We start from the raw sequence: 22216 nt of genomic DNA on the forward strand, positions 1-22216 counted from the left end.
TCCTTCAGCGTAGCCCTTCAGCCGAGAAACAGCTGATAGGCCGGGTTATCGCTTTCATCCCAGTACGGATAGCCGATTTCCTCCAGGGCGGCCGGCACCAGGTGGCGCTCATCGTGAGGCACTTGCAGCCCGGCGACCACGCGGCCATCCGCCGCGCCATGGTTGCGGTAGTGGAACATCGAGATGTTCCAGCGCCCGCCCAGTTTATTGAGGAAGTTGAACAGCGCCCCCGGGCGTTCCGGGAATTCGAAACGCAGGACCACTTCGTCGATGACGTGAGCGGCATGGCCGCCGACCATGTGGCGAATGTGCAACTTGGCCAGTTCATTGTCGGTCAGGTCCAGCACCGGGAAGCCTTGCTCGGTCAGGCTGGCAATCAGCTTGCTGCGCGGGTCGTTTTCCGGATGCGTCTGCACGCCTACGAAGATGTGCGCTTCGCTGCCGGTGTTGTAGCGGTAGTTGAATTCGGTGATCTGGCGTTTGCCGATGGCCTCGCAGAACGCCTTGAAGCTGCCCGGCTTCTCGGGGATGGTCACGGCGATAATCGCCTCGCGGCCCTCGCCCAGTTCGGCGCGCTCGGCCACGTGGCGCAGTCGGTCGAAGTTGACGTTGGCGCCGGAATCGATGGCCACCAGCGTCTGGCCGCTGATGCTGCGTGTCTCGACATACTTCTTGATGCCGGCAACACCCAAGGCGCCGGCAGGTTCGGTGATCGAGCGGGTATCGTCGTAGATATCCTTGATCGCTGCGCAGATCTCGTCGGTACTGACGGTGATGACTTCATCCACGTAGTGCTTGCAGATATCGAAGGTGTGCTGGCCGATCTGTGCCACCGCCACGCCATCGGCGAACAGGCCCACGGTTGGCAGGACCACGCGTTCGCCAGCAGCCATGGCCGCTTGCAGGCAGTTCGAATCGTCCGGTTCGACGCCGATGATCTTGATCTCGGGGCGCAGGTATTTCACGTAGGCCGCGATGCCTGCGATCAGCCCGCCACCGCCCACCGGGACGAATATCGCGTCCAGGCGCCCCGGGTGCTGGCGCAGGATTTCCATCGCCACGGTGCCCTGCCCGGCAATGGTGTGAGGATCGTCATAGGGATGAATGTAGACATAGCCTTTTTCGTCGACCAGTTTCAACGAATAGGCCAGGGCCTCGGGGAACGAATCGCCATGCAACACCACTTTGCCGCCCCGGGAGCGCACGCCCTCGACTTTGATTTCCGGCGTGGTCTTGGGCATGACGATGGTGGCCTTGACCCCCAACACCTTGGCGGCCAGCGCCAGGCCCTGGGCATGGTTGCCCGCCGAGGCCGTGACCACGCCACGGGCGCGCTCTTCGTCGGTGAGCTGGGTCAGCTTGTTGTAGGCCCCGCGAATCTTGAACGAGAACACCGGCTGCAAGTCTTCACGCTTGAGCCAGACCTCGTTGCCCAGCCGTTCGGAGAGCTGGCGGGCGGTCTGCAGCGGGGTTTCTACGGCAACGTCGTAAACGCGCGAGGTGAGGATCTTTTTGACGTACTGTTCAAGCATCGGAAAGCATCACTGAGCGGGTTGGGCAGGGCCAAGGAGTCTAACCCGGCTTTTGGCCGGGCGACCACACGAATTAAGGCACTTTGAGCGCAGGAACCCCGTGGCGAGGGAGCTTGCTCCCGTTGGGTCGCGCAGCGGCCCCAGAAAAAGCGATGAGCGCTTCGCACTCAAGCGCGAGCTTGCTCCCTCGCCACGGTTTCTACGCCTATAATGCCGGCCTTTCGTTCTCTCTCGGCACCTTCGGAGCCCGCATGACCCAGGATCAACTCAAACAGGCCGTGGCCCAGGCCGCTGTCGACCTCATCCTCCCGAAACTGGATGACAAGAGCATCGTCGGGGTCGGCACCGGCTCTACCGCCAATTGCTTCATCGACGCCTTGGCGCAGCACAAAGGCGCGTTCGACGGCGCGGTCGCCAGCTCCGAAGCCACCGCCGCGCGCCTCAAGGGCCACGGGATCCCCGTGTACGAGCTCAACACCGTGAGCGACCTGGAGTTCTACATCGACGGCGCCGACGAAAGCGACGCGCACTTGAACCTGATCAAGGGCGGCGGTGCGGCCCTGACTCGCGAGAAGATCGTTGCGGCCGTCGCCAAGACGTTCATCTGCATCGCCGATGCCAGCAAACTGGTCCCGGTGCTCGGCGCGTTCCCGCTGCCGGTGGAAGTCATCCCGATGGCCCGCAGCCACGTTGCCCGGCAATTGGTGAAGCTGGGCGGCGATCCGGTGTATCGCGAAGGCGTGCTGACCGATAACGGCAACATCATCCTTGACGTGCATAACCTGCAGATCACCAATCCGGTAGAACTGGAAAGCCAGATCAACGCCATCGTTGGCGTAGTCACCAACGGCTTGTTCGCCGCTCGCCCGGCGGATGTGCTGTTGTTGGGGACTGCTGATGGCGTGAAGACCCTGCGGGCGGAATAATCCGGGCTGATTCAACACCAAACCCTGTGGGTGCGAGCTGGGTCAGGAGTGGTTCAAGGCTGCGGCTTCTTGAACACATAGAACAGATTCGGCTCGCTCACCACATACAGATTGCCATCGTCATCCATGGCCAAGCCTTCCGGTTGGGGAATGGTTTTCTCCAGTCCGTGGCGGCCCTTGCTCAACGACAGCGTGCTTAACGGCCGACCGTCGATATCCAACTCGATAATCAACCGCGACTCATCGGACAGCGCCAGCAGATGGCCGCTGCGTTCGTCGTATTGCAGGCTGGAGAGATCGCGCACGAACAGTCCTGCATCGCGCTTGGGGTTGTTGATTACGTGGACAGCGTAGGATTTTTCCGGATTGTGGTGGGGAAATCCGTGTACTTCATAAATCAGCATCGGGTCGCGTTCCTTGGCGACGAACAGCCGCTTGCCGATGGAGTCATAGGCCAGCCCTTCGAAACCCTTGTTGCCGCTCATGTGCACGCCGAGTGTCATTTGCTCGGCATCGGCCGCGTCCAGGAAGCGGGTGTCTTCTTCCAGGTGGATCTTGATCAGGCGCTGCTGACGTTCGTCGGTAATGACGTAGATGTTCTCGCTGATGAATTCCACCGCTTCCGGGTCGCCAAAGCCGACCAGGGCGATGCGTCGCAGAATCTTGCCGTCCAGTGACAGCTCGATCAGCTCGGCATTCTTGTTGGTGACGGTGAAGAGGCTTTTGCGGATCGGATCGAACGTCAGCGCGGAAACGTCGTCGTCCAGGCCTTCGATGACTTGAGCTTGTACCGTGACCTGGTATTGGTCCAGGGCAATGGCCTGCTCGCCAAGGGTGTGCCAGAGCGTATTGAAATTGAACCAGGCGCGCTCGAACAGACGCAGGTATTGCCCGGCTGCGATTAATCCAATCAGGGTAATCGACAGCAACAGTAGGATCAGGGGTCTTGGACGGGCAAGTCGGCGCATCGGGAGTGGGCTCGGATAAGAACAGGTGGTTGGAAATACCACGACTGTCTGAACTGAAGCTTAATGGCCGTCTGCCACGCCCTACAACGAAGGAAGAATTTCCCTACAGAGTTTTCGCAATCAGCGTTGTTTTTCGAAACGATAGAACAGGTTCGGCTCGCTGACCATATATAGGTTGCCCGCTTCATCGACGGTGACGCCTTCGGCGCGGGGAACCGTATCTTTCAGCCCGTTAAAGCCTCCCAGCAGCGTCATGAAGCTGACCTGTTCGCCTTCTGCATCCAGTTCCAGCAATAGATGGGAGTCGGCTGACAGCAACAGCATATGTCCCGTACGGGGATCGATCGCCAGGGCGGACAGGTTGCGCAGGTCCAGTTCATCGCTGACATGGATCTGCTTGTCGCCCTTGAGCAATTGGCTGCCGTCACTTTTCCATGTGAACAAGGCTGGCGGGCGCTCTTCGCCCAGCACCAGTTGTTGATTGCGCGGATCCCAGACGATCGCCTCGAACCCTTTGTTCTGGTTCTGTGACGCGCCAAGGTCGTATTGGGGAAAGTCCTTGCTGTTCAGCGTTTGGGTATTCGCATCGACCTGGACGATCGACAGGGTGTGGTTTCGCTCATCGGTAATGGCCAGCAGGCCATTTTCCATATAGGTCACGCCTTCGGGATTGTTCCAGCCCACCAATGGCATCTTGCGCAGCACGTCGCCTTGCAGGGTCAGCTCCGCCAGGAACGGATTCTTGCCCATGACCGCGAACAGCGTCTTGGTCTGCGGGTTGTAGGTGACGTCGGAAGCCTCGTCCTTTTCCATGCCAGGCAGGGGCTTGGCGTCGATCACGGCGCGATAGTCGGGCAACCAGATGCTTTCCTGGCGTTGGGCCGGGCTTTCGAAGCGTTCCGCCACCCAGAGCCGGCCCCGGTCATCCCAATGCATCGCGAACGCCAGGCCATAGGCAGCGATTGCGGCCAGCAGCAGCCAGGCATACCAGGGCAAGCCGAAGCGAGCACGGCGGACGGAGGTGGGCAGGGTTTGGGTCTTGGCCATCGGGGATGCGTTCCAGGAATTCGCGCGAGGGATCGGCAGGCTCAGATGCCGCAATCCCCGGAATTATCCGGATGGCATGTGAAAAAAACGGTAAATGGCGTAGGTGACTTTCCACATTGTGGGAGCGAGCCAGCTCGCGAAAGCGGTGGGTCAGTCAACGTTGATGTGTCGAACAGATTGCTTTCGCGAGCAGGCTCGCTCCCACAGAGGTAAGACTTTTATTTAGCGAACGCTGCTTTCGAAGCGGCTCGCCCCAGGCAGTTCCAGCACCAGTTCATCGCCAATGTTCAGCGGCCCGACGCCCGCCGGGGTGCCCGTGAGAATGACGTCTCCGGCCTGAAGCGAGAAGCAGCCGGCCATGTACTGGATCATCGGCACGATGGGGTTGAGCATCAGGCTGCTGTTGCCGTCCTGGCGGACTTCGCCGTTGATGGTCAGGCGAACGGGAATATCGGTCAGGTCGGCAAACGTGGCGTTCGAGACAAAGGGAGCGATCACTGCCGCGCCGTCGAAGGACTTGGCGACTTCCCATGGCAACCCCTTGGCCTTTAGTTCGGCCTGCTTGTCCCGCAGGGTCAGGTCCAGGGCCGGGGCGAAGCCGGAAATGGCGTCCAGTACTTCTTCAACGCTGGGCTTGGTGGACAGTGGCTTGCCGATCAGCACGGCGATTTCCGCTTCGTAGTGCACCGAGCCGCGGTCGGCGGGAATGCTGAAGCCGCCTTCCAACGGCACCACGCAGCTGCCTGGCTTGATGAACAGCAGCGGTTCGGTGGGCACCGGGTTATCCAGTTCCTTGGCGTGTTCGGCATAGTTGCGGCCGATGCACACTACTTTGCCCACCGGGAAATGAATACGCGTACCGTCGACATACTGGTGCTGATAGCTCATTACCGACTCCTGCCTTGAGATTTCATCAAGTGTTGTTATAGATCAAACCGCGAAAATCTTGCCCGGATTCATGATGCCGTTCGGGTCGAACACCGTTTTCACGGCTTTCATGTATTCGATTTCAACCGCAGAGCGACTGTACGTGAGGTAGTCGCGCTTGGTCATGCCCACACCGTGTTCAGCGGAGATTGAACCGTTGTACTTCTCGACGGTTTCAAAGACCCATTTGTTCACCGTCGCGCATTTAGCGAAGAACTCATCCTTGCTCAGGTTTTCCGGCTTGAGGATGTTCAGGTGCAGGTTGCCGTCGCCGATGTGGCCGAACCAGACTATTTCAAAGTCTGGGTAGTGTTCGCCGACAATCGCGTCGATTTCGCGCAAGAAGCCCGGGACTTTGGAGACGGTTACCGAAATATCGTTTTTGTACGGCGTCCAGTGGGAAATGGTCTCGGAGATGTACTCGCGCAGCTTCCACAGGTTTTGCAGTTGGGTTTCGCTCTGGCTCATTACGCCGTCCAGTACCCAGCCTTGTTCGACGCAGTGCTCGAAAGTCTCCAGGGCGTGGTTGGCGACTTCTTCGGTGGTGGCTTCGAATTCCAACAGGGCGTAGAAAGGGCAGTCGGTTTCGAACGGGGCCGGGACGTCGCCACGGTCGAGGACCTTGGCCAGGGCCTTGTCGGAGAAAAATTCAAAGGCGGTCAGGTCCAGCTTGCCTTGGAATGCGTGCAGTACCGGCATGATCGAGTCGAAGTCCGGCGTGCCGAGCACCATGGCGGTGAGGTTTTTCGGCGCGCGGTCCAGGCGCATGGTGGCTTCGACCACGAAACCAAGGGTGCCCTCGGCGCCGATGAACAGCTGCCGCAAGTCATAGCCGGTGGCGTTCTTGATCAGGTCCTTGTTCAGTTCCAGCACGTCGCCCTTGCCCGTCACGACCTTCATGCCCGCCACCCAGTTGCGGGTCATGCCGTAGCGGATGACCTTGATCCCGCCGGCATTGGTGCCGATATTGCCGCCAATCTGGCTCGAACCTGCCGAAGCGAAGTCCACCGGATAGTAGAGCCCATGTTCTTCAGCCTTGTTCTGCAACTGTTCGGTGACCACGCCCGGCTGGCATACGGCGGTGCGGTCGGTCAGGTTCACATCGAGGATCTGGTTCATGTAGTCGAATGACACGACCACCTCGCCATTCGCCGCGACGGCGGCGGCGGAGAGGCCGGTACGCCCGCCCGATGGCACCAGCGCGACCTTGTGCGCGTTGGCCCAGCGCACAATGGCCTGGACTTGTTCGGTGGTCTTTGGAAACACAATGGCGGTCGGTGCGGGCGCGTAATGCTTGGTCCAATCCTTGCCGTAAGCATTCAGGGAGTCGGCATCGGTCAAAACTTTGCCAGGCTCAACCAGGGTCTTCAGCTCATCTATCACGGCAGGATTGGTCATCGACAGAACTCTCGAACAATTCATGGTCATCCTGAGAACGCTTCACGTCGCAGGAATGGGTGTTTGCGGGGGGCATATGCTAGCATACCGACCCCGCAGCGTAGTGCCCAACGGCTGTTCTGCGGCGACGGCTGTCACGCCGGTCGGGCCAGCATGCGCTGTCCGATTCCCTGCCATTTTTCTCCGGGACACAGGTTTACGCAGATGAGCAAGACTTCTCTCGATAAGAGCAAGATCAAGTTCCTTCTTCTCGAAGGCGTCCACCAATCGGCTGTCGACGTCCTCAAGTCGGCGGGCTACACCAGCATCGAGTACATCACCAGTTCTCTGCCGGAAGCCCAGCTCAAGGAAAAGATCGCCGATGCTCACTTCATCGGTATTCGCTCCCGTACGCAACTGACTGAAGAGATCTTCGACCACGCCAAGAAACTGGTGGCGGTCGGCTGCTTCTGCATCGGCACCAACCAGGTGGACCTCAACGCGGCTCGCGAACGCGGTATCGCGGTGTTCAATGCGCCGTATTCCAACACCCGTTCCGTTGCCGAACTGGTGCTGGCCGAGGCGATCCTGCTGTTGCGCGGCATCCCCGAGAAGAACGCTTCCTGCCACCGTGGCGGCTGGATCAAGAGCGCGGCCAATTCCTTCGAGATCCGCGGCAAGAAGCTGGGTATCGTCGGCTACGGCTCGATCGGTACTCAATTGTCGGTACTGGCTGAAGGCCTTGGCATGCAGGTGTTTTTCTACGACACCGTGACCAAGCTGCCGTTGGGCAACGCGACCCAGGTCAACGACTTGCACGAATTGCTGGGCATGTCCGACATCGTCACCCTGCACGTGCCGGAAACCCCGGCCACCCAGTGGATGATCGGTGAAAAGGAAATCCGCGCCATCAAGAAAGGCGGGATCCTGATCAACGCCGCTCGCGGCACCGTGGTCAAGCTCGACGCACTGGCCGAAGCGATCAAGGACAAGCACCTGATCGGCGCGGCGATCGATGTGTTCCCGGTGGAGCCTCGCTCCAACGATGACATCTTCGAAAGCCCGCTGCGTGGCCTGGACAACGTGATCCTGACCCCGCACATCGGCGGTTCCACCGCTGAAGCCCAGGCCAACATCGGTCTGGAAGTGGCTGAAAAACTGGTCAAGTACAGCGACAACGGTACCTCGGTATCGTCGGTGAACTTCCCGGAAGTGGCTTTGCCGGCCCACCCTGGCAAGCACCGCCTGCTGCACATCCACGAAAACATTCCGGGTGTGATGAGCGAGATCAACAAAGTCTTCGCGGAAAACGGCATCAACATTTCCGGTCAGTTCCTGCAGACCAACGAGAAAGTCGGCTACGTCGTGATCGACGTCGATGCCGAATACTCGGACCTGGCCCAAGAGAAGTTGCAGCACATCAACGGCACCATTCGTTGCCGCGTGCTGTTCTAAGCGGGCCTGGCTTGCAATGAAAACGGGAGCTCCGAAGGGGCTCCCGTTTTTTCTGTCCGACACAATGGAACCCTGTGGGAGCGAGCCTGCTAGCAAAAGCTGTCTGTCAGGCGCATTTACGTTGACTGATATGCCGCCTTCGCGAGCAGGCTCGCTCTCACAGTGGATACTGCATTTATCTTCTAAGTGCTGTGTTACTCGACGTTCACCGTGATCTTTTCGGACACGATCGACGGGTCGAACGGCATATGGCCGCTGTCGCCCAGGATCAATTGCAAGGTGTGTTTGCCCGGCGCCAGTTTGATCGTGGCTTCGGTTTGCGCCTTGCCAAAATGCATGTGGTGGGGGTCGGTCGGAATCGGCGTGCCCTCGGCAGGCAGATCATCGACATCGATCAGCAGGTGGTGATGGCCGGTGTTCTTGGTCACGTCGCCCGCCGGGGCAAGTGCAATATTCTTGACGCCGAACTTGACCTTGAACTCTTGGCTGACGGTGGCACCGTCTTCAGGAGAAACGATGAATACTTCTGCACCTTTGGGCGCCGGGGTTGCCGCTGTCGCCAGCATCGAAGTTCCGAGCAACAAACCGGCCAACGCCGCACGTGACATAAAACTTTTCATTTTTTACTCCAGTTTTCCCATAAATCCGTCGGGTCATGACAACTTCATGACTAATCGTTGTCGAAGCCTGCAACAACCATAGCAAAGCGAGCCTGAAACGAGCGTCGCTTGTATAAATACTAGGAGTGACCATGCGTTTCCTGCCTGGCCTGATCTGCCTGCTACCTCTGTTGAGCCCTCTGGCCCATGCGGAACTGATCGACGACGTCAACGACCGTGGCGAGTTGCGAATCGCCCTCGAGGCCAACACCGCGCCGTTCAATTTCAAGGAGGACGGCAAGCTCACCGGTTTCGAAGTAGAGCTGGGCGAAATGCTCGCGGGCGAGCTCGATGTACGCCCTGATTTTGTCGTCACCGATGCGGCGGATCTGTTGTCCGGCGTGGAAAGCGGCAAGTACGACGTCGCCATCAACCACATAGCAATGACCCCGGAGTTGGCGGAACGTTTCGATACCAGCGCTACTTATAGCCAACCGGATGCGCAATTGCTGGCAAGCAAGGATGAGGCGCAACGTCCTCTGGTCCTGGCGCAGTCTTTCCAGCCCGAGGAAAAGAAGGGGCCGGCGCCGAACCTGGTGATTCCGTTCCAGAAGGGCAATCCTGCGTTCAAGGCGAGCCTGGACAACGCCTTGGGGCGGATCAAGGACGATGGACGGCTGGAGCGGTTGTCGCAGAAGTGGTTGCTCAAGCAAGAGTGAATTTGTGGTCAAACGCAATCGTTGTGGCGAGGGAGCTTGCTCCCGCTCGGCGGCGCAGCCGTCGTAGCGCGGTTGACGCGGTCTGTCGGGAAACCAGATTGACCGGGTTGGGGCCGCTTCGCGGCCCAGCGGGAGCAAGCTCCCTCGCCACAAGAGCTAGGCACAACCTCGTTACAGAGCCGCTTTCAAATCTTGCGCCATACACTCGCCAACCAAGGCTGCTGTTCTCGCGGCAGCCCCGCCGGCCGGTAGTAATGCTCCAGCTCCACAAAACCCGCCTGCGTGAGCGACACGCGCCAGGCCGCGAGGTCGTGATACGCGCCAAAGCGTTGGCCGTTCCAGCCTTCCTGGTTTTCGCCCCGGGGGTTTGAGCTGAACAGCACGCCGCCGGGCTTGAGCGTGGCGTGTAATTGCTTGAGCACGCGCGGCAGCTCCTGCACAGGGATGTGGAACAGGACGGCGTTGGCGAAGATCCCGTCGAAACGCTCCGCCGGCAGATCGAGTTGCAGGAAATCCTGTTGCCACACCTCGCATCCGCTGTCCTGGCGGGCCATGCGCGCGAATTCGCTCGAACCGTCGAGGCCCACCGCGACATGGCCCATGGCCGTGAAGGTGCGAAGATCACGCCCAGGGCCGCAGCCGAAATCGAGGATATGGAACGGCGCCTGGCCTTGGATGTGTCGCAGCAGGGCGTCGATGTTCTGGCTGACGTCATGATCGCGGGTGCCTTCGCGAAAACTCTCCGCCACGGCGTTGTAATGGCCAAGGGTCGTGGCGGTGATGGACTGCAGATCGTCGGCGGTGTGTTTCATGGTCGCTGGCTTTGGATGGGGAGTGTTTGACGACTATACCGCAAGCTCGCTCCCACAATGTTTCGCCTCTCAGCGCTTGTTCAGCCCCCGCGCCAACCGATCCCCGCCCAATTGAATCATCGCCACCAATGCCACCAGCAACACGATCACCGTGAGCATGATCTGGCTGTCGAAACGCTGGTAACCGTAGCGGTAGGCAATGTCGCCCAGGCCTCCGGCACCGATCGCCCCGGCCATGGCCGATGAGTTGATCATGGTCACCAGCGTGATGGTAAAGCCGCCGACGATGCCGGGCAGCGCTTCGGGTAGCAGCACATGCCAGACGATGTGCCAGCGCCGGCAACCCATGGCCTGGGCCGCTTCGATCAGGCCATGGTCAACTTCCCGCAAGCTGACTTCGGCGATACGCGCAAAAAACGGCGTGGCGGCAATCGTCAGCGGCACCACCGCGGCCCATACGCCATAGGTGGTGCCGACAATCAATCGGGTGAACGGAATCAGCGCCACCATGAGAATCAGGAAGGGGATCGAGCGGAACAAATTCACAAACCCGCCCAGGGCCTTGTTCAAGGCGGGCGCCTCATAGATGCCGCCCTTGCCGCTTGTGACCAGTATCACCGCCAGCGGAATGCCCGCCAGCAACGCGATCAGCGACGACACGCCAACCATGAGGAACGTGTCGATGAAGCCCTGCAGCAATCGGTCAAACCACATAACCCAACACCTCCACCCGTTGTGCCCAGTTGCCCGCACGTTGACGCAGTTCATCAGCGCCCCATGACGACCCGCTCACCGCCAGCAGCAACTGCCCCAGCCCGTGGCCTTGAATTCTTTCCAGGCCGCCGTGCAGCAGCCGTACCCGTCCACCCAGGGCACTGAACAGGGCCGCGAGGTCTGGTTCGTCGCCGCTGTGCCCCGTGAATTGCAGGCGCAGTACAGTGGCTGCGTCCGCGGAGGTCGGGTGGGGTTGCAAGCGGCTTTGCAGTTCCTCGGGCAGTGCGTGCTGCAACGGCGCCAGGAGCGTGCGGCTGACGGCATGCTGCGGGTTGCCGAAGACTTCCCAGACCGGCCCTTGTTCGACGATCCGTCCTTGTTCGAGCACCACCACCCGGTCGCAGACTTCGCGGATGACCGCCATTTCATGGGTAATCAGCACGATGGTCAGGCCCAGCCGCTGGTTGATCTCACGCAGCAAACCGAGGATCGATTGAGTCGTTTCCGGATCGAGCGCCGAGGTGGCCTCGTCGCACAACAGGATCTGCGGGTCATGGACCAGCGCCCGGGCAATCCCGACACGCTGCTTCTGACCGCCCGAGAGCTGCGCCGGATAGGCGCCGTGCTTACCTTGCAGGCCGACCAGTTCCAACAATTCGCGAACCATGTGCAGACGTTGTTCCTTGGGCACGCCGGCAACCTTGAGCGGCAGCTCGACGTTCTGCCACACCGTCTTGGCCGACATCAGGTTGAAGTGCTGGAAGATCATGCCGATGCGCCGGCGCAGCTCCACGAGACGATCTTCATCGAACTCGCCGATGTCCACCTGATCGATCAGCACCCGTCCGCTGGTGGGTTGTTCGAGGCGGTTGATGGTGCGGATCAGCGAGGACTTGCCCGCGCCACTGCGGCCGATGATGCCAAAGACCTCGCCGCGCTGGATCGCCAGGTCGATGCCTTGCAGCGCGGGCACCGGGCCCTGGGTGCCAGGGTAGGTTTTGCCGAGGCCGATGAAGCGCACATGGGCACGGTTCAGTTCTGGATGCAGCTCGGTCTGGTCGGCGACGTGGGGCGCTGGGGCTTCATGACGGAGTCGAGCGTTGACGGCACTCATGATCAGCCTTCCCAGCCGGCTTGGTAGAGCTTGCCATGGGCCTTGTCCAGGGCCGCGCGCACGGCAGGTGAGTGTTGGTAAATGTCGACGAACTTGATCAGCCTTGGATCGTTCTCGCTCTTGGGCTGGATCACGAACTGGATGACATATTCCTTGTGGTCGAGGCCGTCGAAGAGCAAGGCAGACGTCGCGTCGAAGGTGTTCGCGAGGCGAATGTAGGCTGGATAACCTTGTACCAGATCCGCGTCTTCATAGGCACGCACCAACTGCACGGCTTCGACTTGCAGTATCTTGAGCTTCTTTGGGTTGGCGATGATGTCCTCTTCGGTGGCCTTGTAGCCGACGCCCGGCTTGAGCTGGATCAGTCCGGCCTTGGCCAGCAATTGCAAACCGCGTCCGCTGTTGATCGGATCGTTGGCAATGGCGACGCTGGCGCCTTCGGGCAGCTCGTCGAAGCTTTTGTATTTCTTCGAATAGAGGCCTACGTAGTTGATGATTCCCGGTGCGAACGGCACCAGGTCGAAACCGGCGGCGGCCTTGGCGTTCTCCAGGAACGGTATGTGCTGGAAATAATTCACGTCGATGTCGCCCGAAGCGAGGCTGACGTTAGGCGCAATCCAGTCGCTGAATTCCACCAGTTCGACTTTCAGGCCTTGTTTGCCGGCCTCTTCGACGGCGGCCTCCAAGGGAATGGCGAACGCAGCGGTGGTGCCGATTTTCAACGGGGCGTCGGCGGCGAACAATGCCGAGCTGAACAGGCCGAGAGCCAGGGCCAGGGTTCTGACTGGCAGAGTGAGGAAGTGCTTGGTCATGTCGGATATTCCAGTCATCGATTAATTGAGTGATGCGCCTTTGTGGCGAGGGAGCTTGCTCCCGCTGGGCTACGAAGTAGCCACAAACTCTTTGGGCGGGCTTCGCCCATCAGCGGGAGCAAGCCCCCTCGCCACAGGATCAGTTCCGGTAGGTTGAGCCGGTATGTTGTTCGGGCAAATGAGCCCCCCCGTGAAACAGCTTTTCCCGCAACGTGCCATCGTCGTATTCGGTCTTGTACGACCCGCGTCGCTGCAGCTCGGGAATCACCAGGTCGATGAAGTCCAGGTAACTTTGCGGCGTGACGATGCGGGTCAGGTTGAAGCCGTCGAGGCCGGTTTCGGCGATCCAGGATTCCAGCTCATCGGCGACCTGTTCGGGCGAGCCGACCACCGTGATGTAGCGACCGCCCAAGGCGTGTTGCTCCAGCAATCTGCGTCGGGTCCAGTCGTTGTTTTGCAGGGTCTTGGTGGCGGACTGGATGGCGTTGCTCTTCACGTACTGGATCGGTTCGTCCAGTTCGTACTCGGCAAAATCAATGCCCGTCGAGGCGGAGAAATGCGCCACTCCGGCCTCGGCGCTGGCGTAGCCCAGGTACTCGGCATGCTTGGTCCAGGCCGCCGCTTCGGTTTCGCCGACGATCACGTTCAGGCCCATGAACACTTTGATGTCTTCGGCATGGCGCCCAGCCGCGAGGGCGCTGGCGCGGACCTTGTCCACCTGGACCTTGGTCGCCGGTTTGTTCTGGCCACTGATGAACACGCACTCCGCATGGCGCCCAGCGAACAGCAGGCCCCGCTCGGAGCTGCCCGCCTGGAACAGTACCGGCGTGCGCTGTGGCGAGGGCTCGCAGAGGTGATAACCCTCGATCTGATAGAACTCCCCCTGATGCTGGACCTTGTGCACCTTCTCTGGCCGGGCATAAATCCGCTGCTCGCGATCGTTGATGACCGCGTCGTCTTCCCAACTGCCTTCCCATAGCTTGTAGAGCACTTGCAGGTACTCGTCGGCCTGGTCGTAGCGCCGGTCGTGCTCGACCTGCGCGGTAAGGCCCATGGCCTTGGCGGCGCTGTCCAGGTAGCCGGTGACGATGTTCCAGCCAACCCGTCCGCGGCTCAGGTGGTCCAGCGTGCTCATGCGCCGGGCGAACAGGTACGGCGGTTCGTAGGTCAAGTTGGCGGTGAGGCCAAAGCCGAGGTTTTTCGTCACTGCGGCCATTGCCGATACCAGCAGCAACGGGTCGTTGACCGGCAGTTGAATCGATTCTTTCAGCGTGACGTCCACGGACTGCTGGTAAACGTCATAGACCCCGACGATATCGGCAATGAACAACCCGTCGAACAAACCTCGCTCCAGCAACTGGGCCAGCCCGGTCCAGTATTCAATGGTGTTGAACTGGGTAGAGGTGTCCTCTGGATGGGTCCACAGACCGTGGTTGATGTGCCCGATGCAGTTCATGTTGAACGCGTTGAGGAGGATTTTTTTCTTGCCGGCCGCCATCAGATTGTCCCCCGCAGCGGCGGTTTTTCATCGTTGAGGTAGAAGTTGCCGACCGCGTGATACTTCCAGCGCACCGGGTCGTGCAGGGTGTGCACTCGGGCGTTGCGCCAGTGGCGGTCGAGGCCATGTTCGGCCAGGGTCGCCTGGCTGCCGGCCAGTTCGAACAGCGTGCTGCCGGCGGCGAGGGAAATTTCAGTGCTGAGGGCCCGGGCTTCGGCCACGGCGATCGAGGCCGCCGCCACCGTTTCTGCGTTCGTGTCGGCCTGGGCGCGGTCAAGAAGTTCACCGGCGCGTTCCAGCAAGGCTTCGGCGGCATGCAGGCGAATGCTCAGGTGGCCGAAGCTTTTAAGAGTATGCGGGTCCTGGGTGGCGACGTCGCTGGTGGCGTCGATCCACGGACGGGTTTTGCTGCGGACAAAATGCAGGGCGTCTTCATAGGCGGCGCGGGCGATGCCGGCGTCGATGGCGGCGTGGAGGATCTGCGCCAACGGGCCTACCGGCGTTGGGCGTTCGAAGGCGCTCTGGAAGGGCACGATGTCTTCGGCATCGACAAGGACATCCTCGAACACCACCGAGCCGCTGCCGGTGGTGCGCTGGCCGAAACCGCTCCAGTCGTCGATCACCGTCAGGCCCTTGCTGCTGCGCGGGACGAACGCCAACTGTTGCACGCCGTTTTCATCCACCACGGAGGTGGGGATGCGCTGGGCATAGATCGCCCCGGTGGCGTAGAACTTGCGGCCATTGATGCGATAGGCCTCGCCGTCGCGACGCAGTTGGGTGATGCGGTCATGGGCCGTCCTCGTCCCGAGCTCCGCCAGGGCGTTGCCAAACCGCTGGCCGGCCAGCACCTCGGCGTACAGCCGTTGCTTCTGGGCCTCGCTGCCGTTAACCCGCAGCACTTCCAATGCATAGAAATGATTTTGCGGAATCTGGCCGAGCGAACCATCGGCCTGTGAGATCAGCGCGATGACCTTGGCCAGCGTGACGTTGGATACGCCCGCACCGCCGTAGGCCTTGGGCACGCTGATGCCCCAAAGGCCCGCGCGAGTGAACGCTTCCAGCTCCGCAAGAGGCAGACGCCGTTCGCGGTCGCGCAGGGCACTGTCGCGTTTGAAGTCATCAGCCAGGTCGCTGGCGACAATCAAGGCTTGTTCATCGCTGGTGATCACCGCGACGTGTTGGGAAAACGTCATGTGCTGCTCCAGAGTCGGGGTCGTCAAATCCAGGAGTGCCGGGCAGGCAAGGTGCCGTTCAGGCGGTAATCGCCGACCGCGTGGTATTTCCAGCGCACGGGGTCGTGCAGGGTGTGGACCCGTGCGTTGCGCCAGTGGCGATCAAGGTTGAATTCAGCGAGGGTGGCGCGGCTGCCGGCCAGCTCGAACAGTTTCTCGCTGGCGTGCAGGGCGATTTCGGTGGTCAGGACCTTGGCTTCGGCGACGGCTATCGAGGCGCGGGCGGCGGACTGTTCGGTGATCGGCGCGGCATTGACCTGGTCAAGCACCTGCCCGGCCTTGCGCAGCAAAGCCTCGGCGGCGTGCAGTTCGATCTTCAGCTTGCCGACATCGGCGATGACATACAGATCGTCACTGGCCCGCTCGACGTTGGCGTCGATCCAGGGGCGCGAGCGTTTGCGCACGAAGTCGATGGCATCGTCGATGGCGCCGCGGGCGATGCCCAGGTCAATAGCGGCCTGGATCAGTTGCGAAAATGCTCCTTGCACGTTGGGCGTGTCGTTGATGCGCCAGTTGTCCAGTACCAGCTCGGCGTCGACCCGCACATCGTTCAGCAGCACCGTGCCACTGGCCGTGGTGCGCTGGCCGAAGCCCGACCAGTCATCAACGATCCGCAGGCCCGGTGTGCCGCGCCGCACGAACGCCAATACCTGGCGACCCTCCTCGTTCAAGGCCTTGACGGCGACCCAATGGGCGAACAGCGCACCGGTGGAATAGAACTTCTGCCCGTTGATGACATAGCCATCACCGTCGGCGGTGATCCGTGCCTTGAGTTCCAAGGTGTTGCGGGTGCCGCGCTCCGGTCCGGCATTGCCGATGCGCCAGCCTTCCAGCACGCTTTGGAGAAGCAATCTCTTCTGCCGCTCGGTGCCCGTGGCAAGAATCAGCTGGAGCACGCCGAACTGGTTCTGGGGAATCTGACCAAGGGCCGGATCGGCAGCGCAAATGATTGCAAACACGTCGGCGATCGTGACGCAGGAGACTTGCGGGCCACCGTAATCGCGGGGCACGGCAATGCTGCCGAGCCCGCTGCGGGTGAATTGCTCGATTTCCGACCAGGGCAGCTTGCGTTGCTGGTCGCGACGCGCAGCTTGCTGGCGCGCCAATTGCGCCAGTTCATGGGCAGCCTTGATTGCTTCGGCATCGGTGCGCAGCACCTGCGCCGGCAGCAATGATGGGGCGATGTCCAGGTCGCTCTGGACCTTTGCCTGTGCCAGATCGGACATCACAGCCACTCCGTGGCTGCATGCAGTGCCTTGGCGCCCTGCATTGGGGTGATTGTGTTCCGTACCATACCCACCTCACATCTCAAGAAAACGCCGCGATGAAGCGGCGACCAAAATCAAGAATGTCCGGTGGTCCGGTTTATATACCCTAAACGCGTAGATATTATTTTTGAACTAACTTTTAGGAATAACCATAGGCTGGATGTGATACCGCCGTGGCCTGCCCAGATACGACTACGGAAAAGAAACGTCACGGCGCCCGGCGTCGCGGTTCAGCGGCCACGAGCAGGTCTGTCGGCGGATTCTTCAGATACGGGTTGGCGCAACCGATCTTCAACGTACGCGGCGGAGCCCAGCGGGAATTGTTGCCCACCCGGTCGATGATGCAATAGGTCACTTCCAGACGCAGGTCCTCGCCCGCTTCCATGATGACTTCCGGCGGAACCCAGACGTGGACCGGTTGGCCTACTTCACAAGGCTTGATCCTTGGCAGGTCCATGCGCACGTCGCCCCAACGCACGGTAATCGCATCGTCGGCGGCCATGTTCAGGTAGGGCTCGATCGTCACCGGCACGCCACGTCTGATCTGGTTCGGGTTCACGCCTTGGCGGCGGATGGTTTCCGGGATCCGCACCGGCGCCAGGCTCTGGTTTTCATCACCGGTCAAGGCCGACGGTTGGCCACCGGGGCAGTCCAGCTTGACCTGAACCTGTCGCGCCGCGGACAGCGCCGGCCCGCGTCCGATTTGCATGACGCGGTAGTGGACGCGGGAGGTCCCGTTGACGATGAAACTCTCCGGTACCCGCAGGCAAATGCTTGCGCGCAGGTCCGATTCTGTAAGCAGGCGGGAGCCGACGTAGCAGTTGTCCCAGAATAATTCGACCAGATCCCCCGGATCCATGCCGGGGTAGGGCGCTACAACGACCTCCAGGTGCGCGGCGCTGGTGATATTGATGCCGCTGCTGGCCAAGGTGGGCGCGGGCAACTCAGGGGTATGCGACGTACATGTCATGGGTGTTCTCCTTGATGTCTAAACGCACTACGTTCCGGAAATATCGAAGACGTGAATAATTGCCGCGTTACTTGGTTTTAGGATGCTCGTTGATTTTTATTGAAGATAAGTAAAGCGCTTCGCCTGTTTGCGTCTAGATAAAGGTTGGAGAGTTTCAGTGTCAATAGAAGCGCTTGCGCAAAAGTTGATAATGTCAGGCTTCAGAAATGTCCTACGCATTGCTGTTAAGAATACGTTGTTCTGGTCGTACTTTTCCTCGGGCGTTGGGGTTCGAGGCTTTGCAGGGTGCGGATAGGCTGATCTCAGTCGAGGCGCGACTGAATAACTTTCTAACTTGGCTGGATAAGTAAAGGCGGGAAGTTCACGTTTTGCTTTGGATGAGGGATGTTGCAAGTTGTCTTACTTCCATCCTTGGAAGTAACGACATTGTGCTGCTTTAGTGCGTGCCGTGTCCGGCTGAGAGGAACTTGCTGAGGAACTGTCGGGTACGCTCTTCTTTCGGTGCTTCAAACAATGCCTTGGCTTCGCCTTGTTCAACGATCACGCCTTTGTCGAAGAACACCACGCGGTTTGCCACATCCCGGGCGAAGCCCATCTCGTGGGTCACGATGACCATGGTGCGTTTTTCTTCGGCCAAGCCACGAATGGTTGCCAATACTTCACCCACCAGTTCCGGGTCGAGGGCCGAGGTGGGCTCGTCGAAGAGGATCACCGCCGGTTCCATCGCCAGCGCCCGGGCGATTGCCACGCGCTGTTGCTGGCCACCGGACAGGCGCCTTGGATAGGCGTTTTCCTTGCCGGCCAAGCCGACTTTCGCCAACAGTTTGCGACCCAGCGCTTCGGCGTCGGCACGGGGCGTCTTTTTCACCACGATCGGGCCTTCGGTGACGTTCTCCAGCGCGGTGCGGTGGGGGAACAGATTGAAGTTCTGGAACACGAAACCGACCTGCTGGCGCAAACGACGCACCAGGCCCTGCTGCTGGTTCAAAGGGCGACTGCCATCGATCTCGATGTCGCCGACCTTGATCCGACCGCTGCTGGGCTCTTCGAGGAAATTCAGGCAGCGCAGGAAGGTCGTCTTGCCCGAACCGCTGGGGCCGATGATCGCAACCACTTCGCCTTCTTCGATCTTCAAGTCGATGCCGTTGAGCACCACCTGGCCCTTGAACTGCTTTGTCAGTTTTTCCACGACAATCATGGGGTCAGGACTCCTGGTCGTGCCGATTGACCCGAGCTTCCAATACGTTCTGCAAGTGCGAAAGCACGGTGGCGAGAACCCAGTAGATCAGCGCGGCGGCAAGATACATGGTGAAGATTTCGAAGGTACGGGCGGTGATCAATTGCGCCTGACGGAACAGCTCCGGCACCTGGATAGTCGCCGCCAGCGCGGTGTCCTTGACCAGGGAGATGAAGCTGTTGCCCAGCGGTGGCAGGGCCGTACGCGCGGCTTGCGGCAAAATGGCCCGACGCAGAGTCTGGGCACGGGTCATCCCGATGCTCGCCGCCGCTTCCCACTGGCCGCGCTCGATGGAGCTGATGGCGGCCCGCAGGATCTCACAGGCATAGGCCGCCATGTTCAGCGAGAAACCGATCAGCGCCGCTGGGAGCGGGTCCAGCTCGACCCCCAGCTGCGGCAACCCGTAATAGATCAGGAATAACTGCACGAGCAACGGCGTGCCGCGAAAGAACGACACGTAGGCGCGGGCTATCCAGTTGACCACCTTGAGACGAGACAGGCGCATCAGCGCCAGGCCGAACCCCAGCAACAAGCCGAAGAACATCCCGCCCAGGCTGAGGATGACGGTGTAATACGCGCCCTTGAGCAGGAAGGGCGCGGAGTCCAACGCGAGTTGAAGAGCTGCTTCCATTATTGGGTGACGTCAGCGTTGAAATATTTTTCCGACAGTTTTTTCAGCGTGCCGTCGGCGCGCAGTTTTTCTATGGCTTTGTTCACGGCGGCCAACAACTCAGGCTCGCCTTTGCGCAGGGCGATACCGGCCTCCTGGCGAGAGAAGGCTTCGCCGGCGGCGGTCGTGTCCTCGGCTTTCTTGGCGTATTCCAGCGCGGCGAGGCGGTCGATCAGGATGGCGTCGATGCGGCCAACGCGCAGGTCCTGGAACTTGCTCGGGTCATCTTCGTAAGTGCGTACATCGGCGGTAGGCACGTTGGCCTTGACCCACTGTTCGTAGTTGGTGCCCAAGCCAACGCCGACTTTTTTACCGCCCAGGTCAGCGGCTTTCTTGATGTTCAGCTCGTCGGCTTTCTTCTTCAGGACCAGCGCTTGAATGCCGGAAACAGTGTACGGCTCCGAGAAGTCGTATTTCTTCTTGCGTTCTTCAGAAATGGTCACCTGATTGACCACAGCGTCCAGGCGCTTGGATTCCAGTGCCGCGAGGATGCCTGCCCATGGGGTGGTCTGCAGCTTGACCTTCACACCCAGCTCCTTGGCCAGGGCTTCGGAAAATTCCACTTCGAAACCGGTCAGCTTGCCGTCGGCGTCAACGAAGCTGAACGGTGGGTACGTGCCTTCCAGGCCGATCTTGATTTCACCAGCGTCCTTGATGTTTTGCAGTTGCTCACCGGCAACCGCTTGCCCCAGCAGGCCGGCGCCCAGTACCAGGCCCAGCGAACCCACCAGCAGGTTGCGACGTAATGCGGAAAAATTCATGACAAGCCCCTGTGTTTTCTTAGAAGACATCGTTTGGATGGAAAGGCGTCGCCGCGCTCCGAAAAGATTGCCACATCCTGCCTTAAAGCAGCCAAGACGTCTCGCGGCAAATGCGCCTGCGGCGAGACTATAGGGTGGCTTTTATAGGTTGGAAAATAATATTAAATCCTCCCTATATAACCACATGGATTGTTTTCTGGACCTCAAAACGCCGCGTTGTAGGCAAACAATGCCGGCGCACCACCGGTGTGAAGGAAGATGATCGGGCCCTCGTCGAAGCGGTCGCGACCAATGCCGTCGAGCAGGCCCGCCATGGCCTTGCCGGTGTAGACCGGGTCGAGCAAAAGCCCTTCCTGGCTCGCCAGTAGCTTGACCGCCGCCAGCGTGCCGGCGCTGGGTTCGCCGTAGCGGGGAGCAAAGTATTCATCCCACAGGTTCACTTTGAAGGCTTGCGGGACGGCGACATCCAACAGCTGCGCCGTGCGTTCGGCCAGGCCCTGGACCTTGGGGAATTGATCTTCTTCGCTACGGGAAACCGTCACGCCAATGACCGGAAGCGCGGGCAGGCTTTCGCTCAAGGCCAGCGCCAGGCCGCTGTGGGTTCCGGCACTGCCCGAGGCCAGCACGACGGCGGCGAAATCGATACCGGTGTCCTTGATCTGTTCGGCCAGCTCCAGCCCAGCACGGACATATCCCAGTGCGCCGAGGGCGTTCGAACCACCGATCGGCACCAGGTAGGGTTTTTTCCCGTTGCTGCGCAGGCGGCCAGCGAGGGCCTGCAATTGATCGTCGGCGTTATCCAGGTTATCCACCAATTCGACTTTCGCGTCGAACAGGTCAAGCAGCAGTCGATTGCCGTTACCCAGGTAATTGCTGTCGTCGGTGCCGATGGGGTTTTCCAGCAGCGCCACGCAACCCAGGCCCAGCCTGGCGGCCAAGGCAGCCGTCTGGCGGACATGGTTGGACTGGATCGCGCCAGCGGTGATGAGGGTGTCGGCACCTTGGGCCAACGCGTCGGCGCCCAGGTATTCAAGCTTGCGCAGCTTGTTGCCGCCCAGTGCCAAGGGCGTCAGGTCGTCGCGCTTGATGTAGACCTCGCGGCCGAGCCATTGGGAGAGGCGTTCAAGTTTTTCCAGCGGTGTCGGATGACCGAGCAGGTCGAGACGATGAAAGCGGGACAGCTGTTCTTTGATCATGAGTCCGTACTGGTTGTAGGCGATGTCGGACTATAGACATGTGGATATTCGGGCGGCAACCAGCAATCTTCGACCCGGCGTGAATGGAAATGAAGAAGGGTTTGTAAGCTTCCACAGGGTTCGAGGCAACACTGAACGAATGCGCGCCAAGCAACGTCATACCCAGCCATAGGCTAGTGTATGAAACGTGCCATTTAGCCCGGCGATTAGTCTCTAGTTCCCTATTCATGTTTAACTTGAACGTTCATTCAAGTTAAACCATTGGTTTGCTGCCCGCTCACAACAGGAGGCTTGCCTTTGCCGAGTCCGTTTGTACACATCGCTGCTTCGCTTCGCGAGGTGCTCTGTCGATGAGCACTTCGTCCCTCCCACCCAGCGGCCT

Annotated in this window: 21 protein-coding genes; 3 read left to right on the forward strand and 18 right to left on the reverse strand. The window is 60.2% G+C overall.

The window, feature by feature from the left end; translation table 11 throughout:
* Positions 1–17: 17 nt before the first annotated feature.
* Complete coding sequence (gene ilvA, locus J3Q04_RS01350) at positions 18–1532, reverse strand: threonine ammonia-lyase, biosynthetic (protein WP_420766461.1); 1515 nt, start codon at positions 1530–1532, stop codon at positions 18–20.
* A gap of 251 nt (positions 1533–1783) precedes the next feature.
* Here ilvA and rpiA point away from each other — a divergent pair, with 251 nt between their 5' ends.
* Positions 1784–2458, forward strand: a complete 675-nt coding sequence (rpiA, locus tag J3Q04_RS01355) for a ribose-5-phosphate isomerase RpiA (protein WP_181290264.1) — start codon at positions 1784–1786, stop codon at positions 2456–2458.
* Positions 2459–2511: 53 nt separating this feature from the next.
* Here the strand turns inward: rpiA and J3Q04_RS01360 are convergent, their stop codons facing one another.
* The 4 genes from J3Q04_RS01360 to J3Q04_RS01375 all read right to left on the reverse strand — a co-directional run bounded on the left by J3Q04_RS01360 (position 2512) and on the right by J3Q04_RS01375 (position 6798).
* Positions 2512–3426 (reverse strand): SdiA-regulated domain-containing protein, encoded by a 915-nt coding sequence (locus tag J3Q04_RS01360; protein ID WP_434608395.1) that lies wholly within the window; start codon positions 3424–3426, stop codon positions 2512–2514.
* Between the two features lie 120 nt (positions 3427–3546).
* Positions 3547–4473: an SdiA-regulated domain-containing protein gene (locus tag J3Q04_RS01365; protein ID WP_434561246.1), complete on the reverse strand. Its 927-nt coding sequence runs from the start codon at positions 4471–4473 to the stop codon at positions 3547–3549.
* Positions 4474–4695: 222 nt separating this feature from the next.
* Positions 4696–5361: a fumarylacetoacetate hydrolase family protein gene (locus J3Q04_RS01370; protein WP_420766458.1), complete on the reverse strand. Its 666-nt coding sequence runs from the start codon at positions 5359–5361 to the stop codon at positions 4696–4698.
* Positions 5362–5403: 42 nt separating this feature from the next.
* Positions 5404–6798, reverse strand: coding sequence for an FAD-binding oxidoreductase (locus J3Q04_RS01375; protein WP_434608392.1), 1395 nt, complete (start codon positions 6796–6798; stop codon positions 5404–5406).
* Positions 6799–7002: 204 nt separating this feature from the next.
* Between J3Q04_RS01375 and serA the strand changes: the two genes are divergently transcribed.
* A complete protein-coding gene (serA, locus tag J3Q04_RS01380) occupies positions 7003–8232 on the forward strand; it encodes a phosphoglycerate dehydrogenase (protein ID WP_039592617.1) in 1230 nt (409 codons plus the stop codon).
* Positions 8233–8426: 194 nt separating this feature from the next.
* Here serA and J3Q04_RS01385 read toward each other — a convergent pair whose 3' ends face one another.
* Entirely contained in the window at positions 8427–8852 is a 426-nt protein-coding gene (locus J3Q04_RS01385; protein ID WP_420766456.1) for a DUF4399 domain-containing protein, read from the reverse strand.
* A gap of 131 nt (positions 8853–8983) precedes the next feature.
* Here J3Q04_RS01385 and J3Q04_RS01390 point away from each other — a divergent pair, with 131 nt between their 5' ends.
* Positions 8984–9550 carry a transporter substrate-binding domain-containing protein gene (locus J3Q04_RS01390; RefSeq protein ID WP_434608390.1) on the forward strand — a complete coding sequence of 189 codons (567 nt, stop codon included), beginning with the start codon at positions 8984–8986 and terminating at the stop codon, positions 9548–9550.
* 185 nt (positions 9551–9735) lie between these two features.
* Here the strand turns inward: J3Q04_RS01390 and J3Q04_RS01395 are convergent, their stop codons facing one another.
* The 12 genes from J3Q04_RS01395 to J3Q04_RS01450 form a co-directional block, all read right to left on the reverse strand.
* On the reverse strand, positions 9736–10362 hold the full coding sequence (locus tag J3Q04_RS01395; RefSeq protein WP_434561240.1) for a class I SAM-dependent methyltransferase: 627 nt from the start codon (positions 10360–10362) through the stop codon (positions 9736–9738).
* A 69-nt stretch (positions 10363–10431) separates the two neighbouring features.
* The gene (locus J3Q04_RS01400; RefSeq protein WP_434561238.1) at positions 10432–11076 is read right to left on the reverse strand and encodes a methionine ABC transporter permease; all 645 of its coding nucleotides are present in this window, start codon (positions 11074–11076) and stop codon (positions 10432–10434) included.
* On the reverse strand, positions 11066–12190 hold the full coding sequence (locus J3Q04_RS01405) for a methionine ABC transporter ATP-binding protein (RefSeq protein ID WP_434608387.1): 1125 nt from the start codon (positions 12188–12190) through the stop codon (positions 11066–11068). Before J3Q04_RS01405 ends, J3Q04_RS01400 begins: the two co-directional genes overlap by 11 nt.
* Before the next feature lie 2 nt (positions 12191–12192).
* A complete protein-coding gene (locus tag J3Q04_RS01410; RefSeq protein ID WP_434608385.1) occupies positions 12193–13002 on the reverse strand; it encodes a MetQ/NlpA family ABC transporter substrate-binding protein in 810 nt (269 codons plus the stop codon).
* Between the two features lie 139 nt (positions 13003–13141).
* Complete coding sequence (locus J3Q04_RS01415; protein WP_434608383.1) at positions 13142–14500, reverse strand: LLM class flavin-dependent oxidoreductase; 1359 nt, start codon at positions 14498–14500, stop codon at positions 13142–13144.
* Entirely contained in the window at positions 14500–15693 is a 1194-nt protein-coding gene (locus tag J3Q04_RS01420) for an SfnB family sulfur acquisition oxidoreductase (RefSeq protein ID WP_434608381.1), read from the reverse strand. Before J3Q04_RS01420 ends, J3Q04_RS01415 begins: the two co-directional genes overlap by 1 nt.
* Before the next feature lie 23 nt (positions 15694–15716).
* Positions 15717–16958: an SfnB family sulfur acquisition oxidoreductase gene (locus J3Q04_RS01425; RefSeq protein WP_434608379.1), complete on the reverse strand. Its 1242-nt coding sequence runs from the start codon at positions 16956–16958 to the stop codon at positions 15717–15719.
* A 250-nt stretch (positions 16959–17208) separates the two neighbouring features.
* Positions 17209–17970 (reverse strand): hypothetical protein, encoded by a 762-nt coding sequence (locus J3Q04_RS01430; RefSeq protein ID WP_434608377.1) that lies wholly within the window; start codon positions 17968–17970, stop codon positions 17209–17211.
* A gap of 436 nt (positions 17971–18406) precedes the next feature.
* On the reverse strand, positions 18407–19168 hold the full coding sequence (tcyN, locus tag J3Q04_RS01435) for an L-cystine ABC transporter ATP-binding protein TcyN (protein ID WP_420766446.1): 762 nt from the start codon (positions 19166–19168) through the stop codon (positions 18407–18409).
* A 4-nt stretch (positions 19169–19172) separates the two neighbouring features.
* A complete protein-coding gene (gene tcyL, locus J3Q04_RS01440) occupies positions 19173–19838 on the reverse strand; it encodes a cystine ABC transporter permease (RefSeq protein ID WP_420766445.1) in 666 nt (221 codons plus the stop codon).
* Positions 19838–20638 carry a cystine ABC transporter substrate-binding protein gene (gene tcyJ, locus J3Q04_RS01445; RefSeq protein WP_434608375.1) on the reverse strand — a complete coding sequence of 267 codons (801 nt, stop codon included), beginning with the start codon at positions 20636–20638 and terminating at the stop codon, positions 19838–19840. Before tcyJ ends, tcyL begins: the two co-directional genes overlap by 1 nt.
* A gap of 203 nt (positions 20639–20841) precedes the next feature.
* Positions 20842–21834, reverse strand: a complete 993-nt coding sequence (locus tag J3Q04_RS01450) for a D-cysteine desulfhydrase (protein WP_434608372.1) — start codon at positions 21832–21834, stop codon at positions 20842–20844.
* Between the last annotated feature and the right edge of the window lie 382 nt (positions 21835–22216).

The organism is Pseudomonas sp. D4-21 (assembly GCF_051132125.1).
In the GTDB taxonomy this organism is placed as follows: domain Bacteria; phylum Pseudomonadota; class Gammaproteobacteria; order Pseudomonadales; family Pseudomonadaceae; genus Aquipseudomonas.

Coding starts and splice junctions, on each gene's coding strand:
- ilvA (WP_420766461.1), bottom strand. CDS start 1,532: ATGCTTGAACAGTACGTCAAAAAGATCCTCACCTCGCGCGTTTACGAC.
- rpiA (WP_181290264.1), top strand. CDS start 1,784: ATGACCCAGGATCAACTCAAACAGGCCGTGGCCCAGGCCGCTGTCGAC.
- J3Q04_RS01360 (WP_434608395.1), bottom strand. CDS start 3,426: ATGCGCCGACTTGCCCGTCCAAGACCCCTGATCCTACTGTTGCTGTCG.
- J3Q04_RS01365 (WP_434561246.1), bottom strand. CDS start 4,473: ATGGCCAAGACCCAAACCCTGCCCACCTCCGTCCGCCGTGCTCGCTTC.
- J3Q04_RS01370 (WP_420766458.1), bottom strand. CDS start 5,361: ATGAGCTATCAGCACCAGTATGTCGACGGTACGCGTATTCATTTCCCG.
- J3Q04_RS01375 (WP_434608392.1), bottom strand. CDS start 6,798: ATGACCAATCCTGCCGTGATAGATGAGCTGAAGACCCTGGTTGAGCCT.
- serA (WP_039592617.1), top strand. CDS start 7,003: ATGAGCAAGACTTCTCTCGATAAGAGCAAGATCAAGTTCCTTCTTCTC.
- J3Q04_RS01385 (WP_420766456.1), bottom strand. CDS start 8,852: ATGAAAAGTTTTATGTCACGTGCGGCGTTGGCCGGTTTGTTGCTCGGA.
- J3Q04_RS01390 (WP_434608390.1), top strand. CDS start 8,984: ATGCGTTTCCTGCCTGGCCTGATCTGCCTGCTACCTCTGTTGAGCCCT.
- J3Q04_RS01395 (WP_434561240.1), bottom strand. CDS start 10,362: ATGAAACACACCGCCGACGATCTGCAGTCCATCACCGCCACGACCCTT.
- J3Q04_RS01400 (WP_434561238.1), bottom strand. CDS start 11,076: ATGTGGTTTGACCGATTGCTGCAGGGCTTCATCGACACGTTCCTCATG.
- J3Q04_RS01405 (WP_434608387.1), bottom strand. CDS start 12,190: ATGAGTGCCGTCAACGCTCGACTCCGTCATGAAGCCCCAGCGCCCCAC.
- J3Q04_RS01410 (WP_434608385.1), bottom strand. CDS start 13,002: ATGACCAAGCACTTCCTCACTCTGCCAGTCAGAACCCTGGCCCTGGCT.
- J3Q04_RS01415 (WP_434608383.1), bottom strand. CDS start 14,500: ATGGCGGCCGGCAAGAAAAAAATCCTCCTCAACGCGTTCAACATGAAC.
- J3Q04_RS01420 (WP_434608381.1), bottom strand. CDS start 15,693: ATGACGTTTTCCCAACACGTCGCGGTGATCACCAGCGATGAACAAGCC.
- J3Q04_RS01425 (WP_434608379.1), bottom strand. CDS start 16,958: ATGTCCGATCTGGCACAGGCAAAGGTCCAGAGCGACCTGGACATCGCC.
- J3Q04_RS01430 (WP_434608377.1), bottom strand. CDS start 17,970: ATGACATGTACGTCGCATACCCCTGAGTTGCCCGCGCCCACCTTGGCC.
- tcyN (WP_420766446.1), bottom strand. CDS start 19,168: ATGATTGTCGTGGAAAAACTGACAAAGCAGTTCAAGGGCCAGGTGGTG.
- tcyL (WP_420766445.1), bottom strand. CDS start 19,838: ATGGAAGCAGCTCTTCAACTCGCGTTGGACTCCGCGCCCTTCCTGCTC.
- tcyJ (WP_434608375.1), bottom strand. CDS start 20,638: ATGAATTTTTCCGCATTACGTCGCAACCTGCTGGTGGGTTCGCTGGGC.
- J3Q04_RS01450 (WP_434608372.1), bottom strand. CDS start 21,834: ATGATCAAAGAACAGCTGTCCCGCTTTCATCGTCTCGACCTGCTCGGT.